2 protein-coding genes are annotated in these 6,877 nt (G+C 40.8%); both read left to right on the top strand.

Annotated elements, in window-relative coordinates; translation table 11 throughout:
- The coding region (gene sov, locus QNI22_RS40020; protein WP_314520279.1) for a T9SS outer membrane translocon Sov/SprA at positions 1-6,368 on the top strand (6,368 nt) is incomplete at its 5' end.
- Positions 6,369-6,609: 241 nt separating this feature from the next.
- Positions 6,610-6,877 (top strand): hypothetical protein (locus tag QNI22_RS40025; RefSeq protein ID WP_314520280.1); only part of this gene is annotated, 268 nt, incomplete at its 3' end.

Here is a 6,877-nt window from a genome sequence, read left to right on the forward strand (position 1 = left end):
GAGTAACAGGGATTCTAGCTAATCAGAGAGCTAAAGTTTCGGAGACAACTTTACAAGGTGGTGGCGTACAGAACAAGAAGTTTGAATTTAAAGTATCCGAATACGAGGATAATCGACACTTTTTTCTGGGACATTTCTTCCGGGATAAGTATGAGAATGCACTAAGTACATTACCTATTATAAGCTCAGGGGTGCAGATTACTCGTCTGGAAGTATATGTAACCAATCGGAATAATACTACTGAGACATTGCGTAACATGGTGGCTTTCCTTGATTTAGGAGATCCAAGCCCTTATCGTAAAGACAATCCTACACTGCAGCCTTTTACAGGAATTGGCCCTATACGAAATACAGCTAATAACCTCTATACTGCATTAAATAATGGTAATATCCGAAATGTAGATCAGGTAAGTAATCAACTGGCTACTCTTGGATTACAGAAAGGATCAGACTTCGAGATCTTACGAAGTGCCCGTAAGCTGGCTCAATCCGAATATAGCTTCAATTCACAATTAGGTTATGTTTCACTGAATACCGCTCTTCGTAATGATGAAGTGTTAGGTGTTGCATTTGAGTATACCTATCAGGGACAATCCTATAAAGTAGGAGAATTAACAGAAGACTACTCCACCAGAGATCAGAATGAAGTTTTATTTCTGAAGATGTTGCGTCCATCTACTATAAAACTCGATCTGCCTACCTGGGATCTGATGATGAAAAACATTTATTCCCTGGGAGCCGGTCAGTTAAACAGAGATGGTTTTCAACTACGTGTTATTTATAAAGATGATTTAACAGGTATTGATAATCCTAGCCTTCAGCAAGGGGCTAACACCAAAGATGTGCCACTACTGCAAGTATTCAATCTGGATAAATTGAATCCTCAGGGAGATGCACAGGCCGATGGTAACTTTGACTGGGTAGAAGGTGTAACAGTAAACAGCCAGTATGGAAGAATTATATTTCCTGTACTTGAACCTTTCAGTTCCGATTATTTAACGAAGTCAAGAAGACAAGGTGCCAGAACATTACCACCCTGGTTAGATCCGGTAAGTGAGCTAGCTCTGGTTAATAAGTATTCATTTAATACACTTTACAGCTCAACCAAGCAGGAAGCTCAACAGGTTGCAGCCAAGAATAAATTCTTTATTAAGGGTAGTTATCAGACAAGTGGAGCTACCAATCAGGTTGCCTTAGGTATGGTCGGAGTGGATGCGAACTCAGTGGTAGTAACAGCGGGAGGCCGCACGTTGGTACAGGGACAAGACTATATTGTAGAGAATGGAAATGTGACTATTCTAAATGAGGGTATTCTCTTATCAGGTCAGGAAATTCAGATTCGTTCAGAGCAAGCCGATTTATTTCAGAACCAAGTACGTACAGTAATGGGTACAAGGTTAGAGTATGTATTTACGAAAGATTTCTCAATCGGTGCTACGTTGATGCGTATGCGGGAAAGACCATTATTGCGCAGAGTCGCAATGGGCAATGAACCCTTGAATAATACCATACTGGGGTTTGATGTAAACTTTAGAAAGGACTCCCGCTTTCTTACCCGTATGGTCGATAAACTGCCTTTCCTGTCTACCAAGGAAATGTCGACTATCACCTTCAATGGGGAGTTTGCTAAATTATTTCCAGGTGTTGCTCCATTGGTGCAGGGTAACTCTTATGTTGATGACTTTGAAGGATCTGAGACATCGTTTTTGCTTACACGTTCTCCGCAGATTTATTGGAGATTAGGTGCTACACCCTTGATGTTTCCTGATGCCAATGTAGGAACTAATGCATTAACTTATTCCTATCGTCGGGCTAAACTTGCATGGTATACAATTGACAATACATTCTATAGAGATAATCTGCCAGGGGGAATCAGCGAAGGCCAAATCAATAATCACTATGTACGGGTTGTAGTGCCTACAGAGGTATTCCCACAACAGGCACAACAGCAGATTATTACGAACCTGCAAACAATGGATATTGCCTATTATCCGCAAGAAAGAGGGATGTATAACTACAACCCGAATCTGGATGCACAGGGGCGATTTCGGGATAACAGTGAGGCCGCATTGAAAAAAAACTGGGCTTCGATTTCTCGTGGGATAACCTATGATGTGGACTTTGATAATGCTAATGTTCAGTATATAGAATTCTGGATGATGGACCCCTTTATTGAGTCTGATCGGGGGGTGATCAATGATGGATTCGCTACTTTCAGAGGTGATCAGCGTAAGGGTGGAGATATCTATTTTAATCTGGGAAATGTGTCTGAAGATGTAATGAAAGATGGCAAACATAACTTTGAGAATGGTTTGCCTATCAGTGCTACGGATGACCAGCGTCCAGTAACAGAAAGTGTGTGGGGGAAAGCTCCTTCCAGTTCCTGGATTAATAATGCCTTTGACAATACTTCCGGAGCCCGCCAAAGACAGGATATTGGTTTGGATGGTTTGACAACGGAAGAAGAGAAAGCCTTTTTTAATAGCGGACAGGAAGATCCTTCTGCCGATGACTTTGCACATCCATTAGATCCTAAATTTGATAGTGAAGGTAATTTGCTGGTTCGTCATAAAAACTTTAATGGATATGAAAATAACTCACCAGATGCTACAGGTCAGGATTTTTCACGGGCGGCTACAACGTTACCTGACAACGAAGATCTGAATAATGATCAGACAATCAATGACATTGAATCTTATTATCAATATAAGATACATGTATCACGAGACCAGATGCAGGTAGGGCAAAACCACATTGTTGCAATCAATGAGTCTAGTGAAAGTGGAGAGGCTGTAAAATGGTATCAGTTCAGAATTCCAGTGCGAGAGTATACAGATAAAGTAGGTGACATAGAGGGTTTTAAGTCCATCCGGTTCATGCGTATGTTCCTAACCAACTTTTCCGAGCCACACGTATTTCGTATGGCTAACTTTCAGTTGGTAGCTAACCAGTGGAGGGTATATACAGATAACCTGTATGATAAAGATCTGCAACTTCCTTCCGAACCATACGATGCCAACTTTACATTAGGTACTGTTAATATTGAAGAGAACAGTTCTGTTGGGAATGGAAATTTGTTCCCTTACAAGATTCCACCAAACCTTCCTCGTGATCGGGATATTACCACATTGAATAACCGCCAGTTGAATGAGCAATCATTGCGGTTGTGTGTGGATGATCTTCGGGATCGGGATGCGCGTGCTGTATATAAGAATGTTAGTCTGGATTTTATCAATTACAAAAATCTGAAACTATACATTCACGCAGAATCAGATAATGATCAGACACTAAGAAGTGCTGACTCACTACGTGCTTTTGTTCGCTTAGGTACAGACTTCACTGATAACTATTACGAAATCGAGGTTCCTCTTATGTTTTCTATGCCAGGAGACACTGCTACAGCCAATATTTGGCCTGACTGGAATCAGATTAATCTGCCCTATGCAAAACTGGCAGAAATCAAATCAAACCGAAACCGGAGAGGACAAAGTGTGCTGGTTCCTTATTCTGAATTCTTACAGGATCAGACTATTTCTGGAAAGCGTTACAGAATTACAGTAGTTGGTAATCCGGATTATAGTGCAGTACAGGTGCTCATGTTGGGTATGCGGAATGCCAGATCTCTTGATATGCAACCTAAAAAGGCGTGTATCTGGCTGGATGAATTACGTAGTGAAGGCTTCAACCAGCAGGGAGGCTTTGCAGCTACTGCACGTATGAATGTAAAATTAGCTGACTTTGCCAATATAACAGCCGCTGGAGATATTGAAACGTTTGGATTTGGAGGTATTCAGCAACGTATAGCCGAACGTGCCCGTCAAAACACAATGCATTACAGTGTTGGTGCAAACATTAATCTGGAAAAGTTGTTCCCACAATGGCTGGGAATTAAAATCCCAATGTTTGTTGGGTATGAGCGGGAACGAATAAAACCTCGATTCAATCCATTGGATCCAGATGTGCCTCTGGATATGTCTATTGAATCACGCTTTGCAAACAAGTCTGAAGGCGAAGCGGACGAATACCGTAAAATGGTAGAGGATAATACTACCCGACGAAGTATTAACTTTACTAATGTACAGAAAATCAAGCCGGCAGGGGTGACTAAGAGCCATATCTGGGATCTTTCAAACTTTACGTTTAATTACTCCTATAGTGACATTACAAGGACTAATATTACAACGGCACTTTATTATCAGAAAAATGTGCGTGGGGGAATAGGGTATGTATTTAATACGACTCCTACTTACTTTGAACCCTTTAAAAACAGTAAAGCTCTTGATAAACCAGCATGGAAATGGTTGAAAGATTTCAATCTGAATCTAATACCTTCCAACATAGCCATTCGAGGCGATCTGAACCGGATGTTTACAAAGACACAGTATCGGAATGCTGATCCATCTGCTTTAGGTACAGGACTGACAACTGTAGGGGTGAAACCATTGTATGAAAAGTCCTTTACCTTTAATCGGACCTACGATATACTCTGGAATTTCACCCGTAATTTATCCTTTAACTATTCAGCTATTGCCAATGCGGTTATTGATGAACCAGATGGGGATATTAATGATACTGAGTTGAGACCTGGATTTAGTAAGCGGGATTCTGTAGTATATAATCTCAAAAGATTTGGACGGATGAAAAACTTCCAGCAGCATGCTACAGCTACCTATCGTATGCCTCTGGACAAGTTTCCTATTACGAACTGGGTGAGTGCAGATGTGAGATATGCGACTGCTTACAATTGGAGAGCATCAGCTTTGGGTATTTCCGATACGTTAGGATTATTCTTTGGAAACTATGCAGACAATAGTCGTCAGCGTGCCATTAACGGTCGTATAGATTTATTGAAACTCTATAACAAATTGCCTTTCCTGAAGAAAATAAACGAACCAGCTCGTCGTCCAACTACTCGACCTACAACACGCCCAACTCCAGGGCAACCTGGTGCACCTGTGGCGGTTCAGAGGGATACTGTAAAACGGCCACCACAGTTCAGGTTTTTCAAAGGTATTGTACGTACACTGATGACAGCCCGAAATGTTAATTTCAGCTATACTATAGATGAAACGACTTCTTTGCCTGGTTTTATGCCAAGTGCTCGTTTTCTGGGATTAGATAGTTCTCTGTTGGCACCTGGCTTAGGATTTACTTTATTAGGCAGTCAGGATGCAGGAATTCGGCAGAAAGCTGCTAAAAATGGATGGCTCACACAAAGTACTCAGCTCAATACTCCATTTATGCAGACTCTGGCAAAGAACTTTACTGCACAGGCAGACCTTGAGCCATTCAGAGATTTCAAGATTCGACTCAATGTCAAGAAAACACAAACTCAGGAGTATAGTGAGATGTTTAGAGACATTAATCCTAGCCTGACAGAGACTGATTATGAAAGCCAAAACGCAGTAAAATCCGGAACGTATTCTATCTCATTCATTAGCATTAAAACTGCATTCCAGGATAACCGATCCACTTTCGAAGAGTTTGAAAAGAATGCTGGGATTATGAAGAACCGATTTGGCGAACGGACTACTGGAACAGGTAAATATGATACTACTTCTCAGGATGTATTAATTCCTGCATTCATTGCTACCTATTCAGGTAAGTCTCTGAATAAGGCCAAGCTGACTTCTTTTCCAAAGATTCCATTACCTAACTGGAATATTACCTATGCAGGTTTGTCGAAATTAGAAGTGTTTAAAAACATCTTTTCTTCAATTAATATCACACATGGATATTCTTCCACTTATACCATCGGAAGTTACCGGAGCCCTCAGGAATACGCATCTTCCGGACTAATAGGTTTGCATAGTTCGTTGGATGCACTGGGATATGTACCCAATGTGAATAATGATAGTGTATATATACCCCTGTTAATCACAGACCGTGTAACCATCACCGAACGTTTTTCGCCATTGATTGGAATAGACTTACGTACACCAAGCAAACTAACTGCACGAATTACATATAATAAAGAGCGAACAGTTTCGTTGATAACATCTAGTCGTCAGGTAAGTGAGATTACCAATCAGGATGTGACAGTGAGTATAGGATATACCAAAAACAATCTGAAACTGCCTTTCCGGGTGCAGGGAGAACAACGGGTACTGAAAAACGATGTGCAGTTCCGATGTGATGTGCGATTCCTGGATTCGAAAACGATTCAGCGCAGGTTCCAGGGAGTCAATACACCTGTAGCTGGAAACTTTCAGGTATCAGTCAAACCAACGATTCAGTATGCAATTAACCAACGTGTGAATATAACTGTATACTTTGAACGCAATGTGAACAGACCAGTTGTGAGTACTTCCTATCCTCGGTCTGATACACGGTTTGGCTTCCGTATGCAGTATAATCTTAGTCAATAAATTCATGAATACCTGATTTTGTTTTGCATAGCTTTTTTTAAGTAGTATCTATGCAAAACAAAATCTACAATACCAGTACAGTAATAATACCTTTAGAACACTCAATTAATAAGTAGAATGCTCAGGGGCAACTCTGAACGAGATAAAGTTTTCAAACACAAGTATGTGTTTGCATTGGATAGCGTAAAAGCATTTCCAGTGATAGAAATTAGGTTATCTACGATTAATTCTATTATTAACATTGAGGTTCTCCGATTACATTTTAGTTTCGGGTGGAGTATTATTTTCTCTTGTATGCTGGTTTTCTGACTCAGAAGATGAGAAGAAAGGCTATTCCTGGTCTCCCCGTTTAGCACAAGCTCCCCCCACAGATAGTATAAAGAAAGACAGTAGCTTGAGAGATACCCTTAAAAAAGGAAAAAGAGGCTTATCATTTTATAAGCGAGACCGGTATGGCGATCCTTTTACTGATCGGCAAGGCCGCTCTCCCCTGGAACTGAAAGACCCTT

This window comes from Xanthocytophaga agilis (assembly GCF_030068605.1).
Classification (GTDB): domain Bacteria; phylum Bacteroidota; class Bacteroidia; order Cytophagales; family 172606-1; genus Xanthocytophaga; species Xanthocytophaga agilis.